This is a genomic window from Kamptonema formosum PCC 10802 (assembly GCF_000332335.1).
In the GTDB taxonomy this organism is placed as follows: Bacteria; Cyanobacteriota; Cyanobacteriia; order Cyanobacteriales; family Oscillatoriaceae; genus Oscillatoria.
Window position 1 is genome coordinate 1,834,552 of record NZ_KB235948.1, and the last position, 24,634, is coordinate 1,859,185.

Genomic DNA, 24,634 nt, shown 5'->3' on the forward strand with positions numbered 1-24,634 from the left:
CAAACTCAGCCCACCGGCACGTAATATTGAACTTCTTGAAACCCGCGAAGGCGGGTTTCGTCTGTGTAGCTGCGGTTTCTAACCGCCAAGCACCCCGGCGTTTTAGCGATAGATACCCGGCGTTTTACCGATAGATACCCGGCGTTTTACCGATAGATACCCGGCGTTTTACCGATAGATACCCGGCGTTTTACCGATAATCCCCGGCGATTATAAATCGCGGCTATACAAACGAAGTCCGCCTTCGCGGACTTCAGAAATCCCGATTTGAGGAAAAGACACCGGCAATTGGAAATTCCCTGCGACAAACTCAGCCCACCGGCACGTAATATTGAACTTCTTGAAACCCGCGCAGGCGGGTTTCGTCTGTGTAGCTGCGTTTTCTAACCGCCAAGCCCCTTCAGAAATCCCGCTTTCGGGAAAGAGACACCGGCAATTGGAAATTCCCTGTGACACCTCCATCCTTCCCAACGGTTTCCATTAATTCGACTTCCGGGCGGAAGCCAAGCTCTTGTAAGAAAGAGGTAACTTGGGACAAAAAACGGTTTCCATTAATTCGACTTCCGGGCGGAAGCCAAGGTTCAACCGTTCTCCTCTCGGACGGTAGCCAGCATTTCATGTTTCCATTAATTCGACTTCCGGGCGGAAGCCAAGCTGGAAATCCTCCCGCAGGTTTCCGCCATCTGGGATAAACGGTTTCCATTAATTCGACTTCCGGGCGGAAGCCAAGCCTCATAAACTAACCCCTCAAGACATGATTGGGTTTCCATTAATTCGACTTCCGGGCGGAAGCCAAGTTGAAGCACCAAGACACTCGGATGCAAAAATTCTAACTGGTTTCCATTAATTCGACTTCCGGGCGGAAGCCAAGACCAGAAAACAACCAGTATCGTGAATTATCTCAGGAGGAGTTTCCATTAATTCGACTTCCGGGCGGAAGCCAAGAGTAGGAAATTGTCATGGAAACCCATCAACCGACAGAAGTTTCCATTAATTCGACTTCCGGGCGGAAGCCAAGCTGTGGTAGATGGTCGCAAGATATGTGAGCTACAAGAAAAGTTTCCATTAATTCGACTTCCGGGCGGAAGCCAAGTTTTTGCAGGAGTCCCTTGGGGATGGCTCCGTCAAAGGTTTCCATTAATTCGACTTCCGGGCGGAAGCCAAGCGCTAGTGGGAAATTGTTCTACAACCAGAATGGTGCAGTGGGTTTCCATTAATTCGACTTCCGGGCGGAAGCCAAGATTCAAATAACGCCCAAGTGACCTTTAAAATTCCTGATGGTTTCCATTAATTCGACTTCCGGGCGGAAGCCAAGAGCAGGCTCTGGAAGCCTACCGCTGACAGCAGTCTACCACACTTTTTCGCGGGGGGTCAAATTTTGGGGGAAACACTGCGAATAGTTCTCAACAAGCATAGAGTCTCGAAGCTTCAAATCCAGACGGGGAGAGCGATTCGCGGGGGTCTGCCACAGAATAAGGAATTCAGCTCCCGCCCAACCCCCGCGAAAGAATTCTCGGCAGAGAAAAATCCCTGCCCCACCGGCACCAGAGATTGAGAGCGGGAGGAATGGCCAACCCTCAATCTCCTGAAGCAAAATTACTTGCTCCAGATCATCGGGCGATACACCGGCACCTCACTGATCAAACAAGCCGCATATTCCCGCACCTGCAACTCAAGACAGCGGCGGAAGCTGACCTTATATCCAGTATGCGGGTGAGTCAGCTGAGACTGCAACTTCTCCTCCCAGTGCTTGAGAAACTTCTTAAGCGCGTCAGGGTGCAAATAGACGCCGCCCCACTCGTCAGGCGGAGTGAAATCCGCCGGCTCAAAAATCTTAGAATTCACCAAATACGCCACCAGTGAGTCTACCAGCTGGGCGCGAAATTCTTCCACCAAGTCAGACACCAGAGCCGGATGGTTGTCCCGAGGGACGTGCAGATTGCCGAAGTGGGTGTGCAGCCCAATCGCCTGAACAAACGAATGGACATTCTGACTTAACAAGGTATATCCCAAACTCAGCAAACTGTTAATCGGGTCAGTGGGCGGGCGCTTGGTGCGCTTGGCAAAGGTAAATGGCCCAGTAAACAGGGACCCCAGGGCTTGAAAATAAACTGTCGCAGCCTTTCCCTCATACCCCCGCAGCGCATCAAGACTCTCAGCCACAGGCAAGCAGTCCATCAACCGGGCCAAGTCCTCAATCGCCTCTGAAACACCGGCACCCAAAGACAGCTTCGATTGGTTGCGGCGGTTCAGCCGCATCAGCAGAATCCGCGAATTGTGCAACTTGGCCCGCACAATCGCCTCCGCCTGCCGGCGGGTGAACTCAGGTGGAGCATGTCGGTTGTGCAAAGAAGCCCAAATGAATGCCATAATGATTTGAGCGGGGGGTAGGAGGAGAAAGTTTTTGGCCAGCTGAATCCCGGCAACGGGATTGAAACCCTTCCTGCAGCCCCCCACCCCACACCCAAACTGCATCGTTCGAGCTCTGAGCTCCATCGTTCGAGCTCTGAGGTCCATCATCCGAGCTCAGAGCTCCATCATCCGAGCTCCGAGCTCCATCGTTCGAGCTCCGAGCTCCATCATCCGAGCTCCGAGCTCCATCATTCGAGCTCCGAGCTCCATCATCCGAGCTCCGAGCTCCATCATCCGAGCTCCGAGGTCCATCGTTCGAGCTCCGAGCTCCATCGTTCGAGCTCCGAGGTCCATCGTTCGAGCTCCGAGCTCCATCGTTCCAACCCACCGGCACACCAGCCGGTCCAAACAGATGCCGGTGCCCATATACAGAAACCCGGTTTCTCCAAGAAACCGGGTTTCTTCACTCCCTCTATTGACAGTTTTGCATTTTTATGCTATAGCCGGCACTCTACCCTTTCTTCAATCCAAAATCCGGGCATCCAAAATCACTCACCGCCCCCACTCAAAAATCGCCGCCCCCCAACTCAGCCCCGCACCGAAGCCGGCGGCAGCAATCACATCTCCCACTTCAACTTTGCCCCCGCGCACCGCCTCATCCAGCGCCAGAGGGATCGAAGCCGCCGAAGTATTCCCGTACTTCGCCAAATTGCTAATCACCTTTTCCGACGGAATATTCAAACGCTGCGCCACCGCATCCAGAATCCGCTGGTTCGCCTGGTGTAGCAGCAGCCAGTCCACATCATCCACAGTCAACTCCGCCCGGTGGAGAGCTTTTTCAATCACCTCTGGAACCCGGCGGACAGCAAACTTGTACACCTCTTGGCCCATCATCTGAATTGGCTCATAGGTGCCCTTGCCAATCTTAACACCGGCAGCCAGTTCCTGAGGCCCCCCCCGGTAAGCCAGCTGCAAACAGGCATTTTGCGTCCCATCGCTGCGCAGCTCAAACCCCAGCAGCCGGTCGCGCTTCGACGCCTGCAGCACCACCGCACCGGCACCGTCGCCAAACAGCACGCAGGTGGTCCGATCGGACCAGTCCACCCAGCGCGACAGGATATCAGCGCCAATCAGCAGCACATTTTGGTAAATGCCGGTGCGCAGGAACTGGCTAGCCGTCACCAGCCCAAACACAAACCCCGAACAAGCCGCAGTCAAATCAAACGCAACCGCCCTCGACGCCCCCAACAGCCCCTGAATTTTGCTAGCCGAGCCAAACAGATCATCCGCCGTAGAAGTAGCCAGAACAATCATATCAATATCCCCAGGCTCCAGACCGGCCATTGCCAGAGCCTTTTGGCCCGCCTCCGCCGCCAGAGCGCTCAGAGAGTCCTCAGCACCGGCAAGACGGCGGCACTTAATGCCGGTGCGCGTGGCTATCCAGCCATCCGACGTTTCCACAATCTGGCTGAGCCCCTGGTTATCGAGGCAAGCCCCTGGTGTGGCTGAACCGCATCCCGTAATGGCAACGCCTGCAACTGTGTGCTTCAAACTGATTACTCCATTGGTGGCTAGTGGGCTAAATGGGGACTTTAGGTGGGGGTGCAAGGTCCTCAGGTCACGGTCAATTGCGAATTTTTAAATTTTAATTCAGCCTCGCACCGCCACGAGCGGAAACTTTTCCCACTCACCCGCCGGCACCCTCGCACGCCCCTCCAAGGGAGCGCGGCGGCGGTTCATAGCAGCAGTCATATTGGGCGCGGACATCAGTGGCCCAGGGAAAAAGGCGTAGGACAGGCGTCTCGCCTGTCCTACTGTCCGTTCCCTAAGTGAATGCTGCTATACAATTCCTCCCGCCGCCCCCAGCCGAACTGCCCCTACTCCGTAACAGCCGGTTGCTGCTCCTTTTTTTGATACTGGGACTGAATGCGCTCCAGCACCTGGTTGTCAATCGCTTCCTTCGCCAGGCGAACAGCGTTGCAAATCGTCGGTGCTTGAGACGCCCCGTGGCTGATAATGCAAACACCGCCCACGCCCAGCAGCAAGCCGCCGCCATGCTCAACATGGTCAATGCGCTGCTTAATCCGCTTCAGGTTCGGCTGCAGCATCGCCGTGCCAATCTTGCCGTGGACTCCCCGCAGCAACTCATCCTTGAGTACCTGCAGCACCACTTCGCCCACTGCCTCGGCAAACTTCAGCAGCACATTGCCCACAAAGCCATCACAGACAATCACGTCAAACTTAGCCGACAGCACATCGCGCCCCTCCGCGTTGCCCACAAAGGGAATGTGCGGATTGTCTTGCAGCATTTGGTGAGTGCGCACTGCCAAATCATTGCCCTTAGAGGGTTCCTCACCGATATTCAGCAAGCCCACCTTGGGTTCTGCCACACCCAGGACGTACTGGCTGTAAATCGTCCCCATCGCCGCAAACTGCTCCAAAAACTTGGGCCGGCAGTCCACATTAGCTCCCACATCCAGAATTAGCACCTGCTTGGAAGGCACGATAGTTGGCAGCACCGCACCAATAGCAGGCCGGTCAATTCCCGGCAGGCGGCCCAGTCGCAGCAGAGCGGCGGCCATTGCCGCCCCTGAGTGGCCCGCTGAAACCACCGCATCGGCTTTTCCTTGCTTCACCAAATCCATCGCGACGTTGATAGAGGCTTTGGGCTTGCGTTTAAGCGCGCTCAAAGGCTCCTCATGCATCTCGACCGTACCTTCAGCCGGCACAATTTCTGGCAGTGGGGAATGGTACTGCTGCACGGAGGCTTTTATTTGCTGCGGATCGCCCACCAGCAAAACCTCCACGCCCAATTCCTCCTGTGCCCTGAGCGCTCCAGCCACTATCTCGCCTGGAGCGTGGTCCCCGCCCATAGCATCAATTGCAATCCGTGCCCGTGTCGATCCCATTGATCAAAGTCATAGAAACCTAGAAAATTTTACCAGATGGCTATGCTGTGCGCGCACCCCTTGCGGACAGAATCTCTCCACGGCACCCGTCGGGACTTTCCTGAAAATAGCTCTGAGCTACCGCACCCCAAAGCACCCCTTCCGCCCTTGGAACAGGGGGAGGTGCCGCGCGTCAGAGAGCAGCGCTGTGCCGGTAGCAGCTGTCTTGACGGCTTGCTATTATCAGCAGGAATTTCAGGAGTCAGATTTCAATCCCTTTTCCGGGATTCAGCTGGCCAAATCTCTTCTCCTCCTGCCCCCTGCTGAAATTATTGTCGCATTGATATGGGCTTCTTTGCCAAACCGGCACGCTCCCGAATACTGAACCTTGAAAAGTCAAAGGTCAGCGGTATGGGGTCGCGAGTCGCGGTTTTGGGCTAACACTCAATTCATTCGCGCACCAGTCACGGCTCCCCAGTCGTGCCGGTGCCAGCACCCGCGCCTTTAATATTAAGTTTTGTGAGGAAATCTGATAAATGCTGGAGTTATTGAGTTCGGGTTTGCTCTCCCTGTGGCTGGAGGGGGCGGGGATGCGCCCAACCCCGCTGGATGCCTTCACCCTGCTGGCAGGACCTGGCATCCCCGGATTTGCCATCGATTCAGAGCCCGAAACTGCAGCGGAAGCCACTGTGCGGCAATACCTGCAGGAGTTAGCAGCCCTCGGACTGCAGAAAGACGCTCAGGGGATTTGGCTGCAGTCGGGGCCGGTGTTGCTGGCCAGCAACCAGGGCAATATTCCCCTGCCGGCAGCCTCTCTGACGAAGATAGCCACCTCTTGGGCGTCATTAAAGACCTGGGGGCCGGCCCACCAGTTCCAGACCGAGTTCAGCGCCACCGGCCCGATTCAGGATGGGGTCGTCCAGGGGGACTTGGTAATTGCCGGTGGCGGCGATCCGATGTTTGTCTGGCAGGAAGCTATCGCCGCCGGCAACGCCCTCAACCAGATGGGGATCGAGCGCGTCACCGGCAATTTAGTCATCGCCGGCAATTTCTCGATGAATTTCCAGTCCGACGCCCTTCGCAGCGGCGAATTGCTCAAACAGGCCCTTGACTCCCGCCTCTGGCCACCAGACGCCCAATCCCAGCACTCTACCATGCCGGCGGGAACCCCCAAACCGCAAATAGAGATTGCCGGTGCCGTCAAACTGGTCAAACCGGCTCCCGGCAGCATTCCCAACAAGCAGCTGCTATTGCGGCGCAAGTCCCTGCCGCTGAGAGACATTTTGAAAGAAATGAACGTTCACAGCAACAACGACATCGCCCAGATGCTGGCGGATGAACTGGGAGGGGGGCCGGTGGTGGCCAAGCTCGCCATCGCCGCTGCCGGTGTCCCGCCCCGAGAAATCCAGCTGCTCAACGGTTCCGGACTCGGACAGGAGAACCGCATTTCCCCGAGAGCCGCCAGCTCCCTATTTGTGGCCATTCAGCGCTACTTGCAACCTTACGGACTGACGGTTGCCGACCTGTTTCCAGTTTTTGGGCGCGATGGCGGCACTATGGACTACCGGCACATGCCCAAAGCCTCTGTCGTCAAAACCGGCACCCTCTCCGATGTCAGCGCCCTAGCCGGTGTCCTGCCCACCCGCGACCGTGGCCCAGTCTGGTTTGCCATCATCAACCGGGGCGAAAATATCGAAGGCTTGCGGGCGCAGCAAGACACCTTTCTGGAGCGCCTGCAAAAGCAGTGGGGAGCCCCGCCCGCGCCGATCCCAGCCATCGCCTCCGGGGCTCCTCCCAACAGCGACAGCACCCGCCTGGGTGCCGCCAATCGCAACGAAATCCTCTTCGGCGGCTAAAATACCCTCGTTCCGGGGCGGTTTGTAGTTGGGCTTTAGCCCAAAATCTTACTGCCCCCTCTTCTCCTCAGGCACTATCTCCGTCACCACCGGCTCGCCGCCGCCGGTCACCGTGACCGTTTGGGCATTCAAATTCCCCACCGCTTTCGGCCCGTTCAAAGTCAGGGGCGGATCGGCCTGATTATACACCACATTGCCTTCTGCGTCAATATCTTGGGTGGAAATATTCCAAGTCATCAGGTCCGCGCTCATCCGGGACTGGCGGCGCTCGCCGGCACCGCGCACACTGCCGGTGAGATAGCATATTTTTGGTTTGATGTCAACAATGCCCTGGTTGGCGGAAAAAGTCAGTTGCTCGCTCTCGTGGACCACCGTCACCGGCACCTCGGAGCGAACGGTTTCAGCATTTAAATCCCAAGTCATCGATTCGCTCGCCACCAGCACGGGAGGGTCGAGCAAATTCACCCGAGCATTCTGTTGGAGGGTAGCGGTTTTGGCTTTCAGGCTGACTTCGCCGCGACCGGCAGTTGCCCGGTTTTTCAAAGTTTTGCCCTCATAGCGGTCAATCTGAACCGGCACGTCCGCAGTTACAAGTTCCCTGTCCCTCTCCCAGACGACATGTTCGGTGCGCAGCTGCAGTGGCGGGTCAGTAGAAGTCGCCACCACAGTGCCGGTTAATTCCATGTGGCGCTGGCGGCTTTTCATGCGCCCTTCTTGAGCGGAGACGGTCACTTGCTTGTGGGTGCCAGTGAGATTTTTGCGAACAGTTAAAATATCCTCTTTCGGACGCCACTCCAGCTGATCCCCGCGCAGCACGGCTCCATCTTGGATGTCCGTCGCCACAATATCGTCAAATAGAAATAGCTTCTTGCCATCCTGGTGAACTTCCCCGCGCTTCGCTTTCAGGCGAAACACGAGTTTCCCATCTTGGAAGAGTTCCCCGTCAGGATTCTCAACGTGAGCCACTGCCTGATCTTTGGTGTAATTGGCCGCCATTGCCTTAACTTTCCAGAGCAGCTGACCTTTTTCGTCCGCCGCTACCAGGGTGATATCCTTCAAGGTTAAGCGGCCCGACTCAGGCGGCAGCTGAGCTGGAGACGGTTGAGCGGTCGGGCCCGGCTTATTGCTGCAAGCCGAGCTTCCCAACAGCAGCGCCCCGACAAGGAAAAAGTAAAAAGGCCACTCCCCACGGCCTCCCGCACCCCCAGAGTTTTTCTCAGTTCGGGAGGGAGTGGGGGGAGGGCAAAAGAAAGAATTTTTTGTATTTTTTTCTTTTGACTTTTTACTTTTAACTTTTAAAGCGCTGCTGCTATCGTTCAGACCGGTCATCTATCATGCCAATGCTGGACAGGGGGCGGTAGGTATAGTTGCTGTGACGGGGGGTTTTTTGGATATCTTCTTTGATACTTTCCAGGTCGATATAGCGGTCGGCAACGTTGATCAAGCTGTCGCTGGTCATCGAGCGCAAGCTCACCACTTCCACACGGACGCCGCGATAGCTGACAGCATCCACAGCGTAAGCCAGGTCGCCATCGCCGCTGACTAAAACAGCCGTGTCGTAAGAGCCGACCAGCGCCATCATGTCCACAGCAATTTCCACATCCAGGTTAGCTTTTTTGGAGCCATCTGGCAGCTGAACGAGTTCCTTAGAGATGACGCGGTAGCCGTTGCGGCGCATCCACAGCAAGAAGCCCTGCTGTTTTTCATTGCTGGGATCGACGCCGGTGTAGAAAAACGAGCGCAGCAAGCGCGAGCCGGCGGTCAACCGGCACAGCAATTTGGTGTAGTCGATTTCAATCCCCAGCTGCAAGGCAGCGTAGAACAAATTGGAGCCGTCAATAAAAATGGCCACTCGACCGCGATTTTCCAAAACTTGTTCTGGGGTGAATAGTTCGTTGTTTTCTGGATGAGCCAACATGGTTGTTATGCCTCGGGTTTTTTATGAAAAATTTGATACGGCCTTTCCTAACTTTTAGCATTTATTTACAACTGCCTGCAGGGTAGGAACCTGATGCCTGAAACACCGGCATTTTTGCTGCCGGTGTTCGGGGGTGGCGTTAGGGCGAAACCGGTGCGACGGCTTCCAAGCGCTGAAACACAGGCTTGGCTTCGCCTAGGGGCTGGGAAGCTGGCAGGATTCCCCAGCGGGCGTGGGTGGAAAAGGGAGCGGCTGCAGCAATGGCAGTGCGGTCGTTAAAGTCGATATCCCGCAGTGGGGTGTCGGGGGCTGGCGGCTGCGCCTCCAAGGGGGGAAGGGGGCTGACGCCTTCTGGTGGGGGACTGGTGTGAGTGCTGAGTGCCAGAGGGGGTGTCTCGATTTTTGCCGCTTGGGAGTTCCCGCCGACAAACTCTTGTTTGAGGGATTGCAAATTCCCAGACAGGGCTTGGCGACCGGCTGCAAAAAGTGCGTAGCGGTATATAAACCAGATCGTATATCCTATCCCAATCGCTTCCAACATCGGGGATATCACGGGAATGTCATTAATCCCCCGGGCTAATTCTACAAGCGCATTGCCTGAAAAAATCACCAGCAGCAGCAGCAGGACGGCGACCAGGAGCCCTCTGGTTTCTGCCAGAGCGTCTGCCAGATAGGCCGGCGCTTCAGCGAAAGGGCGGAGAACCTTCGACCACCGCCCCTGCCACTGTGCGGGGAGGATCTGCTGTGCCGGCGCTGGCGGGGGCGCTGCTTTTTGGGGGGCGGCGGAGGGTGCCGGCCCGCGCAGGGCCACCAACGCGGTGCTGGCAGCGCCTGCCGGCACCTTGAGCGGCGCTTCGAGGTAGGGCAGGGGCTGGAGCTTAAAGCCCAACTGCCGGTAAATCTCAGTGCTGATCTTGGGAATAATTGGCGACAGCAGATAGGCTGCCAGGCGAACGGACTCCAAAACGCTGTAGAGGACTTCCGAGACTTCTCGCTGCTGCCCTTGTTTGTACAGCGTCCAGGGGGCCCGGTCGTCAATATATTTATTGCAGGCTCTCACCAGGGCTAAAATTGCTTCGCACCCGGAGCTGAACGCCAAGGATTCGTATGCCCGAGCCACTTCCTCCCCTAAGGTCAGCCCCATTGCCTTGAGCGGGTTGTCGCTGGGAATGTCTGCACCGGCAATGGCCGGCACGAAGCCACTGCCATACTTGCGGGCCATTCCCAGGGTGCGGTTGAGCAGATTGCCCAGGTCATTAGCCAAGTCGGCGTTGAGGATATTGACAAACCGGGTTTCGTTAAAATCTCCGTCCTTGCCAAATTCGATTTCTTTGAGGAAATAATAGCGCACTGCGTCGGAGCCATACCGGCTGACCAGTGAGGCGGGATCTATGACATTGCCCAGAGTTTTGCTAATTTTATGGCCATCTTTGGTTAAAAAGCCGTGACCAAACACCCTCTCGGGCACCGGCACTCCTGCTGACATTAACATTGCCGGCCAGTAAACGGCGTGGAAGCGCAAAATATCTTTACCGATCAGGTGCAGGTTTATAGGCCACCACGTTTCTAGGGCATTGGACAGCGCCGGCTCCTCATCCGGTTCCAGCAGCGCCGTCACGTACCCCAGCAGGGCGTCAAACCAGACATACAGGGTGTGTTTCGGATCTGCTGGCACAGGGAAGCCCCAGTCGAGGTTGACCCTAGAGACGGAAAAGTCTTGCAGTCCCTGCGCCACAAAGTTGAGGACTTCATTGCGCCGGCTTTCCGGTGCGATAAAATCGGGACGCTCCCGGTAGAGCGCTTCCAGCTGGCTTTGATACTTAGAAAGGCGGAAGAAGTAGTTTTGCTCGTCGCGCCACTCGGCTTCCTTGTTGGGGTGCAGGGGGCAGCGGTGTCCCTCCAGCAGGTCGCGCTCCTCTTTGAACTCTTCGCAGGAGACGCAGTACCAGCCTTGCTGCCGGCCCGAGTAGATGTCCCCAGAGTCCCAGACGCGCTGGAAAAATTCGCTGACGATCGCTTGGTGGCGGGGGGAGGTGGTGCGGATGAACCGGTCGTACTGGATGTCGAGTGTGTGCCAAAGCCGGTCAAAGGCGGCTGCTATCGTGTCGCAGTGTTCTTGGGGCGTCAGGCCCAAGGACTCGGCGGCGCGCTGAATTTTCAGGCCGTGTTCGTCGGTGCCCGTAATCAGCAGCACCGACTTGCCCCGCTGGCGCTCAAACCGCGCCAGCACATCGGCGGCGATCGTGGTGTAGGCGCTGCCTATGTGCGGCACGTCGTTTACATAGTATACGGGAGTTGTCAGAGCAAATGTGTTTTTACTTTTATTGGTAGAGGTCATAAGTTCCTGCAATAAACAACCCCTGTTGCCGACTTTCGCTCATCCATGAGGGGCTTCAAGCTTCTATTTTACTGATGATGCGTGCCTATACGGGCTGCCCGATCGACCGCCGCTGCCACCCAGCCGCAGTACAGCGCCCCGACAAATTTTTTATTTTTTTACCACAGTTCAAGGCTTTCGCTCTCAATTTCAAGAATTCTTAAAATCTATTCAAGTCATTGCTCCTGGGAATAGATGGCCACGGTGATAGCCCCGGTTTGTTCAACAAACTAGGTTTGTTGATGGTGAATTGATGGCGCTGCATTCCACGGCTTTCTATATTTCGCCAAATCGGCTGGACTTTGGCCAGGGCGCTGTAAACTTAGGACTTCTCCTCCCGGGCGGATCGCAGGACTCGCGAGCGCCTGCAAGCGAGCGGGATCGGCGCAAGCGTTGCGTCTGTGCGGCAGTGCCGGAACCTTGGGGTTGGATCGATCGCCGGCCTTTTCGCCCGCCCCCGCGACGCAAAAGCCCCACTGAGACGGCGATCCCCAGCGGTGCGCCGCGCTCGGATCGAGAAACGCCACACGCTGCGGAGCGCGCCCCACCACTGGCGCTGCCAGCTTTCTATCCGCTGGCACATGTCAAGCCCAGTCAACTAATGTAAAGTTAGTGGGGATCGACAGCGTTGATCGCAAGCTTCAATTCTGGCTGACCCGCTATGTCTTTAAATGGCCCACTACAAATTTCGCGCGCGCTCTTGGCTGCTATGGGGACGCGCATGTTTGTCTGCCACGAGAACCGGATTCCCACCGGCTGTGCGGTGCTGGTGGTGAGCAATCACCGCAGCTTTATGGATGCGCCGCTGCTGATGGCAGCAGTCGGGCAACCAATTCGCTTTGCTTGCCATCATTATATGGGTCAGGTGCCGGTGCTGCGCGAGATTGTCACCCAGATGGGTGCCTTCCCCCTGGAAGCGCCGGCCCACCGGGGGCAGCATTTTTTCCAGCAGGCGGCGCAGCTGCTCGCCGCCAGACAGTGGGTGGGGGTTTTCCCCGAAGGGGGACAGCCAATGCTGCAGCCAACTCAGCCGGCTGAAGTGGGCGAGTTTCATCGCGGCTTCGCCCATCTGGCCCTGCGCGCGCCGGTGCGGGATCTGGCAGTGCTGCCGGTGGCCCTCGCCTCCAGTAAAGAGGTCATCCGCCCCCTAATGCCGGTGCGCCTGTTGAGTCTGTTTGATCCGGAAGAACCCCTGTTTGAGCGAGAGGGCTGGCACCCTGTGGTAATTTATAAACGTGTCACCCTCCTGATTGGCCGTCCCTACTGGATTGCCCCCTCCCACCAGCAAGCCTATCAAGGCAAACAGGCAAAAACCCTTGTCGGTGACTTGCTCGGTCACACTCATGCCGAAATTGCCGGTTTGCTGCGCTTTGGCTGTTGCTGAGCCCCACGCCGGCGACTGGCTCCCCCCATCCCCAAAACGCTGATAGATTTGAAGTCCCACTCCCACCATGCCAGCAGTGAATAGCGATTTTCGTTTTTTGACGCCCAAACAGCCATTGCCAGACTTGCCGCTGTTTGTGTTCCTGCCAGGGATGGATGGCACCGGCGAGTTGCTGCGCTGTCAGATCAACTCCGGTCTGGGCCGTACCTTCGATCTCCGCTGCCTGGCCATCCCTAAGGACGACCTCAGCGGCTGGGATGCCCTCGCGAACAGGGTCATTGAGCTGATCCGAGCGGAATTGAACGCAGGACGCCACAAGCGTCCTGTTTATTTGTGCGGGGAGTCTTTTGGGGGCTGTTTGGCCCTGCTGGTGTGCCTGCGCTCCCACAAGCTGATTGACCGGCTGATTTTGGTCAATGCGGCGTCTTCTTTTAATCAGCGACCCCTGCTCCCCTGGGGGTCGCAGTTTGTCAGCTGGTTTCCTGCTATCATTTATCCTGTCTCAGCTGTGGGGCTGCTGCCCTTTTTGGCCTCCTTGGGACGCATGAAGCGCCGCGAGCGCCAAGATTTGCTTCAGGCCATGCAGTCGCTGCCCCAGGCAACCACATGCAGGCGGCTGTCCCTCCTCAGGGAGTTTAAGGTAACGGACGCCCAGCTGCGCACTGTCAGCCAGCCGGTGCTGGTAATTGCCAGTGGCGCTGACCGGCTCCTCCCCTCTGTGGGAGAAGGGCAACGTCTGGCAAACTGCCTGCCAAATGCTAAGATAGTCGTGCTGCCCGAAAGCGGGCACGCCTGCTTGCTCGAAAGGGATGTGGATCTTTACCAGATTCTGGAAAGTGAAAATTTTATCCCACACCCCCTTGTCAAATCGCCGGCAGAATATGCTAGACTAAATATAAGTGTGGGTCACTAGCTCAACGGCAGAGCTTCGGACTCTTAATCCGCAGGTTCAGGGTTCGAATCCCTGGTGACCCATTCTCCAAACCCTCACCCCACTTGGATTCCAGCAATTATTAAGAAATGAGTCCAGTGGTGCAAACCGTCTCAAGATGGTTTCAAGGTCAGCCAAATTTAAACCAAAATTAAGCCAAGCCCACGCCCTCACAAAACTAAACTCTCAGCAAGCCGGCACGCCCAGAGCGGGGGCAGACTGCCCAGGATATGCGTGAGGATGCCGGTGCGGACAGGGCAGGGCATCATTGCAACCATTGCCGGCCACATTTCATGGCCATAGGCAGCGAACATGGCCGCAGTTTGCGCCATCACCTCTGCCGGTGCCTCAGATAAAAGGAGGCGCAGCCAGTCACTGACTAGGCTTTCAACCTCTGGATGAAGCCGGTTAACCAAATCTATTTCGACTTTTATAGATTTGGTTAACCGGCCTCTACTATCAAGCAGCAGGCGCAGAAGTCGGGCAAAGTTGGCCCATCCGCCCCAGTCAGAGGCAAGCTTGGACAGGTAAGCTTTAGTGCAGCCCACCGCTGCAGCAGCAGACTGAATAGCCATATCCTTGGCTGAGGCGATCCAGTTGAGGAGAGACTTGCGAGTCACGTCGCCAAGACCTGCAGCTTCCGGGCAGAATTCCGCCGCCTCCAACCACTCCACCGGCCACGCCAGAGGGTACTCAGAAAGGAAGTAAATGTAGAGCGCTTCACCGTGCCGGCGGGAAGCCCGCAATCGCTCGGCAGCCTGCCACACCTCATGGCACACGCGCTGATGGCAGAATTGCTGGAAGTCATCATCTGCGCTGCCGGTGACCGCGACAGCCATCCCGTCCGGGTAATTCGTTAACTGCACCGGCATCTCGATTTTGGCTTCCCCCGGTTCCGGCGAGCGCCCATAGATAGCCGTGAACTCGGCGGCTAGAGCCGCAAGATTGGGCTGAGGGGCACCCACCAAAATCAGCACATCAGCGTCTTCGAGGTCATTAACGCCACGACTGTGCACAAACCAGCTGTACCCGCCCTCTGACCCAAACTTCTTGAAGTCAAACGTTTCTCTTTTGGCATTGGGGTGCCGGCGCTCAATCTCTGCGATCGCCTTTTGCGCCCGTGCGTGCTGCCCGTCTGTGCGGGAGAGTCCCAACCGGCCAATCCCGCCAATTTGACACCATTTCACATCAGCGCGGGCAGATTCCTCCTGTCGGCAGACGGCTATGTCCGAAATGCTAACTCCAAGCTTGGCTGCCCATTCTGCCACACTGCCGGTGGCGTCAAGGATAACATTAACTTTGGCTGATTTGGCAATATCCGCACACCGGCGGTCGGGCAGTGTCACGGTTAGCGTTCGCCCCTGCCAGTGAGCGTATCCCTCGCCCGTGCCGGCGAGAATGCCAGAAAACGGGACAAGCCATTGCTTGTACACGCGCTCGCGGACGATTTCAGCCGTATCCTGATCTCGCTTAGCGAGGCGTTTCCGCTCGCCGGCGGGCAAATCAGCCAAGGAGACACCAAATTGCCGCTCAATGTCCAGGACGCCCAAATCTGGGGCAAACATCTCGGCGAGGCGCTCAGCTTCCTTTGCGCACTCAATAGCCGTGTACCCCAATTTTTCGCGCAGGCGGTGAAGGTCCCACCCCCACCGCCCGGTGCCTTCTCGAACCGTGGCGAGCCAGTGAAGCTTTTCCACCACCCCAGACGCTGCACTGCCGGCCATATCCTCCGACTGCAACAGAGCTAGCCACGCTCCCTCAATGTCTGGCAGCGTGACCGAAATTTGGCGAGAAATCGGGAATGATGCTGATTCATCCCAGAATAGTACGGCCTCGCCGTACCACTCTGCCGCGTCCCCAGGCACCGGCAGAGATGCCGGATGCGCCCGAAACCGCTTGCTCTCCAGTGTCTCGCGGCGAGCGTGCCGGTAGCCATAAACCGCACCGAAGCCACACGCCTCAAAATCCGGGCATTTTGTGCAGATGGTGTCCGCCGCGTCCGCGCCTGGAATTGCCTTGTCACGCAGGGCGGCCAGAGTGCGAGTGCGCCCGCAGTTCGCGGCCACCTCCACCGGATCTGAGTCATCCCGCCGGCGTCGCAGTTTGCCGGTGGCGTCCCAGTAAAGTCCATTGTGGCGGGCTTCCAAATCCTGCCACTCAGCGAGAGTATCTGTGGTGGGATTCCGGTGTTCGGAGGAAACGTAGACGATCCGACCGGCATTGAAATCTGCTGGCTGTACTGTACCAGCTGTGTGACTTTTCCCACTCCCGCACCCGCTGGTGTCAAGGATGTATTTGACTCCCCGCTCTGTTAGCTTCTGCCAAGTTTGCTCTCGCGCCCCTGGCGTGTACTCCCACACCGAGCGATTTTGTACAAAATCTCTGCCAGCTGCCACCTGCTGTTGATACCCCCACCGGCGCATCAGCTTATCAGCGCAGGCCAATGCTTTCGCCGCTACAGATTCCAGCACCCCCCAGGCTGCTTCTATCGCCTTGGCTTCCTCAACCTTTTCCTGTTCGGCGAGCCAGCGCTGATATTCCAAATATTTTGCCGCGTCCGGCTCCCCGTCACTGCCCGCACCGGCGGAATCGGCGGAACCCATTGCCAGGAAAGCCTCAGCGGTCAGGTAGCTAATTTCACCCGCACGTCCCGCCGCCAGAAGTTCGTCAAAGTCGGGGGCGTTTTTGTCGAGCAGCTGCCCCCAGTTGGCAACTTTAACGACAAAGCCTTGCGATTGCAAGAATTTTAGTGTGGCGGAGTCGCGCTGATAAACTTGGGGGTTTTTGACTCCCTCTGCGTCTGGATAGAGGATTATTTCCGGAGTGTTGAGCTCAACGCAGAGGTTGTGCAAAGCTGCCGGCAGTTGTTCGCGAGATTGCAGGAACTGCCCACCGGCAGCCCCCAGGATTATCTGTTCTGATAGCTGAGCAGCGATCCAGGGCTTGAGCGTTCCTTCTATTAGTCCCACTTTAGTGGCGGTGCCAGTGACAGGACGGGCAACTTGCAATGGCCATTCCCCGTTCCTAAGGTGGGGCTGAAAAGGCCACTGATATTTACCCCCGTCTGCTCTCAGCTGCCAGCCGATTAGCTGACCGCAGTAATTGCGTATGGGGCAAAGATACCCAGCCGCAGTGTTCGTGAGGCTATGACCACTGGCCGCTACTCCGGGAAGTTTGGGGTGGACTGATACCCTGAGTCGCTGCCACCGTTTGACCGACCGGAATTGACCGGCTTCAATTTGGGCGTCAGACAGTCCCCGCCGGCGCAAGTCTTCCCTGTGAGCCGGTTTGAGATCCAGCTGCGCTAGAATCTTTTGGATCTCAGCGTCCCGCTCCCCTTCTGTGAGCGCGGCGGCGCGGCGCTGTTTCTCCTCTCTGAGGCGCTGCTGTTTCTGGACTTTTCGCTCTCGCCCCCACTGCTCTCGCTGCTCAAAAGAGGCGGCAGAAATCCGCGCTGAGTCCGCCCACATCCCGAACCCAATCTTGTCAACTCCTACGAGTGTAAAGCCGGGCGGATTGGCTCCTGTATCGCGGCAGTGAATCAGTCCAGCCGCAGACTGCCGGCAGTCGGTTCTTGCGCCGGCGCAGATGGGGCAGTTCTTTTTGAGGTAGGTGAAGCTCATTGGCCCACCCCCACCGGCTCAAGAGCCAGGCCGCAAAAGCCACAGCACCACCGGCACGCAAGGGGAATTTCCCTCACTCGCCCGCGCCTCGCTCTTTTGACGCTGGCTGCCGGCCTGAAACGTCCCTGATACCCGCATTCAGGGCAGGGGGTTTTTGTGGTTCCCTCAACGGTGCCGGCGCGGGATTTTGGCGGCGAATGAGGGGCTGGCTTATTCGAGTGTGGGACACTTGACGTAGATGAAATTGATATGGAATTCACAGAGGTGGTCATTGAGGTTTGCTCCCTCCCGGTGGCCATCTGTCTTTTGTTGGTGTTTTTGTCTTCTCCTTGAAACCCTTCCGAGAAAAAGCTGGTAGCAGGGCAGCCTTGTGTGTTAGTTTTTGGGTAGTTTCTTTTTTTCTCGGTTTGGAAGGGTTTCTCAAGCGGAAGGACAGGTGTGGACTTAGGACTTAAGACACCAAGTGGACTTAAGACACCATAAGACACCAGACCAAAGACACCAACGCAGACAGGACGGCCAGCCGAGTTTTTATTTGGCTGTTTTTTTTGCTGACTCTTGATGCAGCGGCGTCTGGGACCCCATAAAGCACGCTTACTTCCAGTAAAACACAGTAGCCAGCCAAAAGGGTAGGTAAAAGAGAGTGCACAAGTCGCTCCAGCGCCCCGTGACACCGCTGACCCCACCCCACGCACTGTAATGAACCAGTCTGGCTCGGTATGCTGGTAGGGCAGCCGGCGGTATCGCTTCAGGAATTCCAGACTGCAGGCCACCCCCACCGGCTCAAGAGCCAGGCCGCAAAAGCCACAGCACCACCGGCACGCAAGGGGAATTTCCCTCACTCGCCCGCGCCTCGCTCTTTTGACGCTGGCTGCCGGCCTGAAACGTCCCTGATACCCGCATTCAGGGCAGGGGGTTTTTGTGGTTCCCTCAACGGTGCCGGCGCGGGATTTTGGCGGCGAATGAGGGGCTGGCTTATTCGAGTGTGGTACACTTGACGGAGATGAAATTGATATGGAATTCACAGAGGTGGCCATTGAGGTTTGCTCCCTCCCGGTGGCCATCTGTCTTTTGTTGGTGTTTTTGTCTTCTCTTTGAAACCCTTCCGAGAAAAAGCTGGTAGCAGGGCAGCCTTGTGTGTTAGTTTTTGGGTACTTTCTTTTTTTCTCGGTTTGGAACGGTTTCTCAAGCGGAAGGACAGGTGTGGACTTAGGACTTAAGACACCAAGTGGACTTAAGACACCATAAGACACCAGACCAAAGACACCAACGCAGACAGGACGGCCAGCCGAGTTTTTATTTGGCTGTTTTTTTTGCTGACTCTTGATGCAGCGGCGTCTGGGACCCCATAAAGCACGCTTACTTCCAGTAAAACACAGTAGCCAGCCAAAAGGGTAGGTAAAAGAGAGTGCACAAGTCGCTCGAGCGCCCCGTGACACCGCTGACCCCACCCCACGCACTGTAATGAACCAGTCTGGCTCGGTATGCTGGTAGGGCAGCCGGCGGTATCGCTTCAGGAATTCCAGACTGCTGCCCCCGCTGTCCAAAAGCATGCTGCTGACCGGATAGGTCAGCGGGAGGTGCAAATCGTCTTGAGACGGGCACACCTTGATGGACTGTTCGTGCAGCTTGCCGCCGGCTAAGCGAGCGCGTCGGGGGGCTGGCGCTGAGTGGGAAGCGCCCTGTTGGGCTAGGATGGGTTTTCTGGCGAGATCAAAGCCAAAGCGCGATTCAAGATGTCTTCTCGGTTGACCAGAGTTTCCAGCGTCGCCGCATTATAACGACCTTCTTCAACCTCTCGCGACGCTTTTTTAAGCGCTCTCGGGTAAGCTTCTTCTAGGACTTGGCGCAACTCTTCTGGGTTGAGGTAATAACCACCGGCTTTGCGACGCTTATTCTTTTTCTGAATTTCCCAAGCGGAATTTTCAATTGATTCTTCCCACGAGCGAGTTGTGCGATTTTCGACTTGCTGCTTAATCAGGTGCAGCAGGAGAATCACGGCATAGCTGCCCACATTACTAATTTTGTCGTCGCGGCTCATTTCTTCGAGTTCTTCAACGATAACCAGCGCCCCTGAGATATCACCTTTGAGCAGCAAGTCTTTGAGAGTGAATAATTCTTCCATAATCAATGACTCAATAGTGGGACTGGGCTAAGGTCTATTCTAGGTGAAGTTACAGCTATCGTCTCCCCACCGGCACGGCACGGCACGGCGGCAAGAGAGTGCGCGAATCTATCTAGATTATCCGTTTGTGCCAGAAACCAGGTTTCTTTAAGAAACCTGGTTTCTTGATACGCGACAGCGCCCAATGTTGAGCCGCGCTATGCGTGCGGGGTTTCTTCCAATCGCAGGCAGTGCACTCGTCCTGAGGCTTCACCGGCAACCACCGTCACCCCATCCGGCGCAACCGCACAGCACCACAGGGCATCTGCGCCGGTGAAACTGGCAATCACCTGCCGGCTTGACAAATCCCACACCTTGAGCGTGCTGTCTTCTGAAGCGGAAATCACCCGCTTTCCATCCGGTGCAATCGCCACTCCTCGCACCCTGCCGGTATGACCGGCAAGTGTGAAAAGTTTCTTGCGGTTTTCCAAATCCCAGACGTTGAGCGTTTGGTCCGACGAACCGGAAATCGCCCGCTTTCCATCTGGAGTGACTGCGACGGCGCGCACTGTGCCGGTGTGCCCAAACAGGGTGAAAAGGTGCTCTCCGGTTTCCAAATCCCAGACTTTGAGCGTTTTGTCAACTGAAGCCGAAATTGCCCGCTTGCTATCTGGGGTGACAGCCACCGCCTGTACCGAGTTTGTGTGACCTTTTAGGGTAAACAGTTCCTTTCCGGTTTGCAAATCCCAGACTTTGAGCGTTTCGTCGAGGGAGGCAGAAATCGCCCGCTTGCCATCTGGGGTGACGGCTACAGAGCGCACCCATCCGCAATGACCGGCAAGGGTATTTAGTTCCTTTCCAGTTTGCAAATCCCAGACTTTCAGCGTGCAGTCTCTCGCACCTGAAATCGCCCGCTTGGCATCTGAAGTTACCGCTACTGCTTGCACTTCGCCGGTGTGACCTTTCAGGCTGAAAAGTTGCTGGCCGGTTTCCAGACTGGATACTTTGAGCGTTTTGTCAAATGCGCCAGAAACTACCCGCTTGCCATCGGATGTCACCGCTACGCCCAGCACTTTATCAGTGTGACTCGCGAGCGTGATACATTTCTTTTCGGTTTCTAGATTCCACACTTTTATCGTTCTGTCAGAAGCCGCAGAAATTATCCGTTTGCCATCTGGGGTGAGCGCCACAGATCGCACTGTGCCGGTGTGGCCGGTGAGGGTGAAAAGTTTCTTGCCGGTTGCCAGATTCCAGACTTTGATACTGCGGTCGTCTGAAGCTGAAATGATTCGTTTGCCATCTGGCGTGACTGCCAGAGAGCGTACTGTGTCGCTGTGCGCTTTTAGGGTGAAAAGTCCCTTGAAGGCTTTCAGATCCCAGACTTTTATCGTGCCGTCAGCTGCACCGGAAATCGCCCAAAAGCCATCTGGGGTGAGGGCAACTGTTCGCACGGTGTCGGGATGGCCGGTGAGGGTGTTGAGTGGCTTTCCTGTTTCCAGATTCCAGACTTTCAGGGTGTGGTCAAATGAACCGGAAATCAGCCGCTTTCCATCTGGGGTGACGGCTAAAGCGCGTACTGGCCCAATATGGCCGGTGAGGGTTTTTAGTTCTGCGCCGGTTTCCAGATTCCAGATTTTTATTGTGCTGTCAGAGGAGCCAGAAATCACTCGCTTGCTGTCGGGGGTTACGGCGACGGCTCGCACCCAGTCGGTATGCCCTTTTAGGGTGTTTAGCTCTTCTCCTGTTTCCAGGTTCCAGACTTTGAGAGTGCCGTCATCTGAACCGGAAATCACTCGGGTGCCATCAGGGGTGACGGCGACGGCTCGCACCCAGTCGGTATGACCTTTTAGGGTGAAAAGTTCTTCTCCGTTTTCCAGATGCCAAATTTTGAGAGTTATGTCATCTGAAGCAGAAATCACCCGTGTCCCGTCTGGAGTGCGCGCCACAGCTGTGACTGCGCCGGCATGACCTGTGAGAGTGTTTAGTAAGGTTGCGCCGGCTGCTCTCAAACTGGCTGTTAAAGGGCGCAACAAGGGGGTTTCCTTCTGCTCTGAGTGTTCTCGCAGCATTGCCTGAACCTCCCAATCTATTGAGTTTATGGGGCGCGAGGGAAAAGTCTCCCCGCTGTGTCGGGGTGAGATTGCCCAAAAGGTTCAGGGGCTTTCTGGGGGCGCTAAAAAGCAAACTGTCGCCCAGCTAGCAAAGGTCCTGTCCTGACTGGCTGACAAAACTCCTGAAACACCGGCGCAATCAGCCCGATATATTTACTTTTAATCCTAGCACTCTATTTGAATTAGGGAAGGATTTTGCAAGGTTTCTTAATATTTACTTTTGCGGGTTGGTCAGTCAAGCGGAGCGATTTTCTTTCTTGTGCGGCGGGGTGTGGGGAGGCAGAGGTTGTTTGGACCGGCAGCAGGTCGGAGGGAACGCCGGTCCTGCGCCTTGCGGACCGGCAGCAGGTCGGAGGGAACGCCGGTCCTGCGCCTTGCGAACCGGCAGCAGGTCGGAGGGAACGCCGGTCCTGCGTCTTTCCTCGTTTCCGGCTAGAGGTCGGAGGGAACGCCGGTCCTGCGCCTTTTGAGGGAAGCCGGTGGTGCGGATTGCCGTACATTCCGATTCCTGAACGGTTATATCAGATATTCTTAACGGAAATAACCCCTGAAACCTAGACATAGCGAGCGTTTTAGTTCAAACTGAAGGAGTGGGGCATTGCGGGGGGCGCAATCAATAACGCTGATTTTTTGAGAGATTTGTCAGCAAGTGCTGAAACTTGACAGGGGCTGGCCGGCGGGCTCCTTTCGCGCCACCGGCTGCTGAAAGGCTCACTCCGCAAGGGGTTCAGCCGCTCTCACCCTCTACCTGGACGGGCTGTGCCAGAGGAGTGTGCCAATTCTGCCCGGAGGGGGATTTGCTGATATCTTCATATTTTGTTACAAAAGAACAAGAACTTCTGGGAACGAGAAACCGCATGTTTGGGAATCTCACCGGCTCAACAGCCCCCTCTGGCTCAGATTGGGGTGAGCGCATGCTCAACACTGTCGCCAGCCAATCCATTCGCCACCTGTTTTCGCAGTGTGACGGCGTGGAGGTGGTTATCCGCTGCAATCCGAGCAGCAAACTCTTGCAAGGCAGCATCGACAGCTTCAAAATGAACGGTCGGGGACTCGTCATTCGCCGGGATTTTCCGGTGGAAAAGATGTCGTTTGAAACCGATGCCGTCGCTCTGGACTTTAGCTCTATTCTCAGCGGCAAAATTCGTCTCAAGCAACCCACTCAAGCTGTTGCTGAAGTCATCCTGTGTGAGGATGGCATCAACCAGTCTTTTAAAGCGGAACTCGTTACTAAGCGCCTGCGAAATCTTGACCTGCCGGCACTCACGGAACTCACCGGCGGCGCACCGGTTTCCTTTCCGGAGGTGCAAGTGCAATTGCTCCCCCAAAACCGCCTGCGCATCTCGGCGAAAGCGGAATTGCCCAATAACAGTATAGTGCCAATCTGTCTGACGGTTACGCTCGCTATTGAGCGCCGGCGCAGGATTTTGTTTAAAGATCCGCAATTTGAAGCGGATGCCGTACCGGAATCCCTGCGGGAAACCTCTAGAACTCTAGCTGCGGCACTGGCGCAGATTTTAGATAATATGGTGGATCTCGATCGCTTCGATCTCGATGGGGTGATGATGCGGCTGAATCGCTTGGAAACCCAAGGGAAAAAGCTGATTTTCAGCGGTTACGCTCAAATCGATCACTTCCCCCGCAATCCCTAAGGGCTTCACAGGAAATCAACCTCGCTCCCAGGCTCAGCTTGGGAGCGAAAGTCGGGAGGCTCTGCCTTGAAAAGGTTCGTAGTTGGGCTTTAGCCCAATTGACGTAAAATGGCGGTATAATCATCGTTTTGTAGGGCAACCGGCAGCAAACCGCATGAATTCCTTGGCACCAAACCGGCTGGGCGAACTGGCGAAAGTCTTTCTCAAATTGGGCGCGATTGGCTTTGGCGGACCGGCAGCGCACATTGCTATGATGGAGGATGAGGTGGTCCGCCGGCGCGGGTGGCTGACACGAGAGCAATTCCTGGATTTGGTGGGCGCAACGAACCTAATTCCAGGGCCAAATTCAACAGAAATGGCTATCCATGTCGGCTACATGCACGCCGGCTGGCTGGGGCTATTCGCGGCGGGGGTTTGTTTTATCCTGCCGGCTGTTTTGATTACGGTTGCTTTTGCCTGGGTTTATGTCGCCGCCGGCTCTCTCCCCCAAGTCTCCCCTCTATTATATGGCATTAAACCGGCAGTTCTGGCAGTGATCCTCGGGGCTGTCTGGCGGCTGGGAAAAACGGCTGTCAAAAACCGCAAACTCCTGGCGGTGGCGGTGGGAGTGGCGGCGGCTGTACTGTTGGGGATCAATGAAGTTGCGGCGCTTTTCTTGGGGGGTTTGCTGGGAATGCTTTGGCTGCGTGCCGGGGATAAAAATAATTTGCCGCCGGCTGAAAATGCTGCTATAATTGTAGCAGGAGTTTTTTCCGGGGCGGCGGCAACCGGCACTCCTCTGGGGGCAAGTCTTGCGGTTTCTCCGCCTTTGTGGCAGCTGGGGCTTGTTTTCCTGAAGGTGGGTAGCGTGCTGTTTGGCAGCGGTTATGTGCTGGTGGCGTTTTTGGAGGGAGAGCTCGTTAACCGCTATCACTGGCTCAGCCAGCAGCAATTGCTGGATGCAATTGCGATGGGGCAGTTCACTCCTGGTCCGGTGCTGTCGGCGGCGACGTTTATCGGGTATGTGATTGCCGGTTGGGCGGGGGCAATTGTGGCGACGGTGGGGATTTTTTTGCCTTCGTTTTTGTTTGTTGCGGGGCTGAATCCCCTGATCCCGCGCTTGCGGGCGAGCCGGTGGGCGTCGGCTTTTTTGGATGCGGTGAATGTCAGTTCTGTGGCGCTAATGGCGGCGGTGACTGTGAAATTGGCTGGGGCGACGCTGACAGATTGGCGGGCGGTTGTGATTGCTGCGGTTGCTGGTTTGGTGGCGATTCGCTTCCGCGTTAATGCGGCGTGGCTGGTTTTGGGCGGGGCGATTGCCGGTGGGATTTTGAATTTATTTTAACTGAGGAAATTGTCGTGCCGGTTCCGCTCCTGACTGGGCATTTGGGCGCAGACTGTAGCGCTAGGGCGGAACCCACCGGTACGGTTGATGTGGGGAGCATCCCGTTAAAGCAAA

17 protein-coding genes, 1 tRNA gene, 1 pseudogene and 1 CRISPR repeat array are annotated in these 24,634 nt (G+C 56.3%); of the genes and pseudogenes, 7 read left to right on the forward strand and 12 right to left on the reverse strand.

What is annotated here, in order from left to right:
* Positions 1–472 precede the first annotated feature (472 nt).
* A CRISPR array of direct repeats spans positions 473–1,315; the repeat unit is 36 nt; unit sequence GGTTTCCATTAATTCGACTTCCGGGCGGAAGCCAAG.
* Between the two features lie 281 nt (positions 1,316–1,596).
* The 3 genes from cas1 to plsX form a co-directional block, all read right to left on the reverse strand.
* Positions 1,597–2,370: a CRISPR-associated endonuclease Cas1 gene (gene cas1, locus OSC10802_RS0107840; RefSeq protein ID WP_232731642.1), complete on the reverse strand. Its 774-nt coding sequence runs from the start codon at positions 2,368–2,370 to the stop codon at positions 1,597–1,599.
* A gap of 534 nt (positions 2,371–2,904) precedes the next feature.
* Positions 2,905–3,903 carry a beta-ketoacyl-ACP synthase 3 gene (locus OSC10802_RS0107850; RefSeq protein WP_026098267.1) on the reverse strand — a complete coding sequence of 333 codons (999 nt, stop codon included), beginning with the start codon at positions 3,901–3,903 and terminating at the stop codon, positions 2,905–2,907.
* Between the two features lie 326 nt (positions 3,904–4,229).
* A complete protein-coding gene (plsX, locus tag OSC10802_RS0107855; protein WP_026098268.1) occupies positions 4,230–5,261 on the reverse strand; it encodes a phosphate acyltransferase PlsX in 1,032 nt (343 codons plus the stop codon).
* 187 nt (positions 5,262–5,448) lie between these two features.
* On the opposite strand from plsX, the gene OSC10802_RS52685 reads away from it, so the two are divergent.
* Together OSC10802_RS52685 and OSC10802_RS0107865 are read left to right on the forward strand one after the other, a co-directional pair.
* A complete protein-coding gene (locus OSC10802_RS52685; RefSeq protein ID WP_017716243.1) occupies positions 5,449–5,625 on the forward strand; it encodes a hypothetical protein in 177 nt (58 codons plus the stop codon).
* Between the two features lie 151 nt (positions 5,626–5,776).
* Positions 5,777–7,096: a D-alanyl-D-alanine carboxypeptidase gene (locus OSC10802_RS0107865; RefSeq protein ID WP_017716244.1), complete on the forward strand. Its 1,320-nt coding sequence runs from the start codon at positions 5,777–5,779 to the stop codon at positions 7,094–7,096.
* Between the two features lie 48 nt (positions 7,097–7,144).
* On the opposite strand, the gene lptC is transcribed toward OSC10802_RS0107865, so the two are convergent.
* The 5 genes and pseudogenes from lptC to OSC10802_RS49140 form a co-directional block, all read right to left on the reverse strand.
* On the reverse strand, positions 7,145–8,425 hold the full coding sequence (gene lptC / locus OSC10802_RS0107870) for an LPS export ABC transporter periplasmic protein LptC (protein ID WP_017716245.1): 1,281 nt from the start codon (positions 8,423–8,425) through the stop codon (positions 7,145–7,147).
* On the reverse strand, positions 8,406–9,014 hold the full coding sequence (locus tag OSC10802_RS0107875) for a LabA-like NYN domain-containing protein (RefSeq protein WP_017716246.1): 609 nt from the start codon (positions 9,012–9,014) through the stop codon (positions 8,406–8,408). Before OSC10802_RS0107875 ends, lptC begins: the two co-directional genes overlap by 20 nt.
* Positions 9,015–9,153: 139 nt before the next feature.
* The gene (locus tag OSC10802_RS54135; protein ID WP_232731809.1) at positions 9,154–9,855 is read right to left on the reverse strand and encodes a CAAD domain-containing protein; all 702 of its coding nucleotides are present in this window, start codon (positions 9,853–9,855) and stop codon (positions 9,154–9,156) included.
* A 33-nt stretch (positions 9,856–9,888) separates the two neighbouring features.
* Positions 9,889–11,352 (reverse strand): annotated as a pseudogene (gene metG / locus OSC10802_RS39160) (methionine--tRNA ligase); the annotation flags it as partial.
* A gap of 269 nt (positions 11,353–11,621) precedes the next feature.
* Positions 11,622–11,972, reverse strand: a complete 351-nt coding sequence (locus OSC10802_RS49140) for a hypothetical protein (protein WP_155967446.1) — start codon at positions 11,970–11,972, stop codon at positions 11,622–11,624.
* Between the two features lie 80 nt (positions 11,973–12,052).
* Here OSC10802_RS49140 and OSC10802_RS0107890 point away from each other — a divergent pair, with 80 nt between their 5' ends.
* The 3 genes from OSC10802_RS0107890 to OSC10802_RS0107900 all read left to right on the forward strand — a co-directional run bounded on the left by OSC10802_RS0107890 (position 12,053) and on the right by OSC10802_RS0107900 (position 13,750).
* On the forward strand, positions 12,053–12,775 hold the full coding sequence (locus OSC10802_RS0107890; RefSeq protein WP_026098269.1) for a lysophospholipid acyltransferase family protein: 723 nt from the start codon (positions 12,053–12,055) through the stop codon (positions 12,773–12,775).
* Between the two features lie 67 nt (positions 12,776–12,842).
* Positions 12,843–13,688: an alpha/beta fold hydrolase gene (locus OSC10802_RS44110; RefSeq protein ID WP_026098270.1), complete on the forward strand. Its 846-nt coding sequence runs from the start codon at positions 12,843–12,845 to the stop codon at positions 13,686–13,688.
* Positions 13,679–13,750 (forward strand) — tRNA-Lys (locus OSC10802_RS0107900). Before OSC10802_RS44110 ends, OSC10802_RS0107900 begins: the two co-directional genes overlap by 10 nt.
* Positions 13,751–13,876: 126 nt before the next feature.
* On the opposite strand, the gene OSC10802_RS0107905 is transcribed toward OSC10802_RS0107900, so the two are convergent.
* From OSC10802_RS0107905 to OSC10802_RS49150, 4 genes are all read right to left on the reverse strand, one after another.
* On the reverse strand, positions 13,877–17,329 hold the full coding sequence (locus tag OSC10802_RS0107905) for a hypothetical protein (RefSeq protein WP_017716251.1): 3,453 nt from the start codon (positions 17,327–17,329) through the stop codon (positions 13,877–13,879).
* 1,690 nt (positions 17,330–19,019) lie between these two features.
* Positions 19,020–19,454: a DUF29 family protein gene (locus OSC10802_RS0107915; protein ID WP_017716253.1), complete on the reverse strand. Its 435-nt coding sequence runs from the start codon at positions 19,452–19,454 to the stop codon at positions 19,020–19,022.
* A 197-nt stretch (positions 19,455–19,651) separates the two neighbouring features.
* The gene (locus tag OSC10802_RS39170) at positions 19,652–21,502 is read right to left on the reverse strand and encodes a WD40 repeat domain-containing protein (RefSeq protein WP_017716254.1); all 1,851 of its coding nucleotides are present in this window, start codon (positions 21,500–21,502) and stop codon (positions 19,652–19,654) included.
* Between the two features lie 277 nt (positions 21,503–21,779).
* Positions 21,780–22,106, reverse strand: a complete 327-nt coding sequence (locus OSC10802_RS49150; protein WP_155967447.1) for a hypothetical protein — start codon at positions 22,104–22,106, stop codon at positions 21,780–21,782.
* A 235-nt stretch (positions 22,107–22,341) separates the two neighbouring features.
* On the opposite strand from OSC10802_RS49150, the gene OSC10802_RS0107925 reads away from it, so the two are divergent.
* A complete protein-coding gene (locus OSC10802_RS0107925; RefSeq protein WP_369797059.1) occupies positions 22,342–23,196 on the forward strand; it encodes an LmeA family phospholipid-binding protein in 855 nt (284 codons plus the stop codon).
* Positions 23,197–23,350: 154 nt separating this feature from the next.
* Positions 23,351–24,520, forward strand: coding sequence for a chromate efflux transporter (gene chrA / locus OSC10802_RS0107930; RefSeq protein ID WP_017716257.1), 1,170 nt, complete (start codon positions 23,351–23,353; stop codon positions 24,518–24,520).
* The last annotated feature ends 114 nt before the right edge of the window (positions 24,521–24,634 follow it).

What these genes read in the sequence shown, in the direction of transcription:
- OSC10802_RS39170 (WP_017716254.1), bottom strand. Translation starts at nt 21,502, where the DNA reads ATGCTGCGAGAACACTCAGAGCAGAAGGAAACCCCCTTGTTGCGCCCT.
- chrA (WP_017716257.1), top strand. Translation starts at nt 23,351, where the DNA reads ATGAATTCCTTGGCACCAAACCGGCTGGGCGAACTGGCGAAAGTCTTT.
- OSC10802_RS0107905 (WP_017716251.1), bottom strand. Translation starts at nt 17,329, where the DNA reads ATGAGCTTCACCTACCTCAAAAAGAACTGCCCCATCTGCGCCGGCGCA.
- OSC10802_RS0107915 (WP_017716253.1), bottom strand. Translation starts at nt 19,454, where the DNA reads ATGGAAGAATTATTCACTCTCAAAGACTTGCTGCTCAAAGGTGATATC.
- OSC10802_RS0107865 (WP_017716244.1), top strand. Translation starts at nt 5,777, where the DNA reads ATGCTGGAGTTATTGAGTTCGGGTTTGCTCTCCCTGTGGCTGGAGGGG.
- OSC10802_RS0107890 (WP_026098269.1), top strand. Translation starts at nt 12,053, where the DNA reads ATGTCTTTAAATGGCCCACTACAAATTTCGCGCGCGCTCTTGGCTGCT.
- plsX (WP_026098268.1), bottom strand. Translation starts at nt 5,261, where the DNA reads ATGGGATCGACACGGGCACGGATTGCAATTGATGCTATGGGCGGGGAC.
- OSC10802_RS49150 (WP_155967447.1), bottom strand. Translation starts at nt 22,106, where the DNA reads ATGTCTAGGTTTCAGGGGTTATTTCCGTTAAGAATATCTGATATAACC.
- cas1 (WP_232731642.1), bottom strand. Translation starts at nt 2,370, where the DNA reads ATGGCATTCATTTGGGCTTCTTTGCACAACCGACATGCTCCACCTGAG.
- OSC10802_RS44110 (WP_026098270.1), top strand. Translation starts at nt 12,843, where the DNA reads ATGCCAGCAGTGAATAGCGATTTTCGTTTTTTGACGCCCAAACAGCCA.
- lptC (WP_017716245.1), bottom strand. Translation starts at nt 8,425, where the DNA reads ATGACCGGTCTGAACGATAGCAGCAGCGCTTTAAAAGTTAAAAGTAAA.
- OSC10802_RS0107875 (WP_017716246.1), bottom strand. Translation starts at nt 9,014, where the DNA reads ATGTTGGCTCATCCAGAAAACAACGAACTATTCACCCCAGAACAAGTT.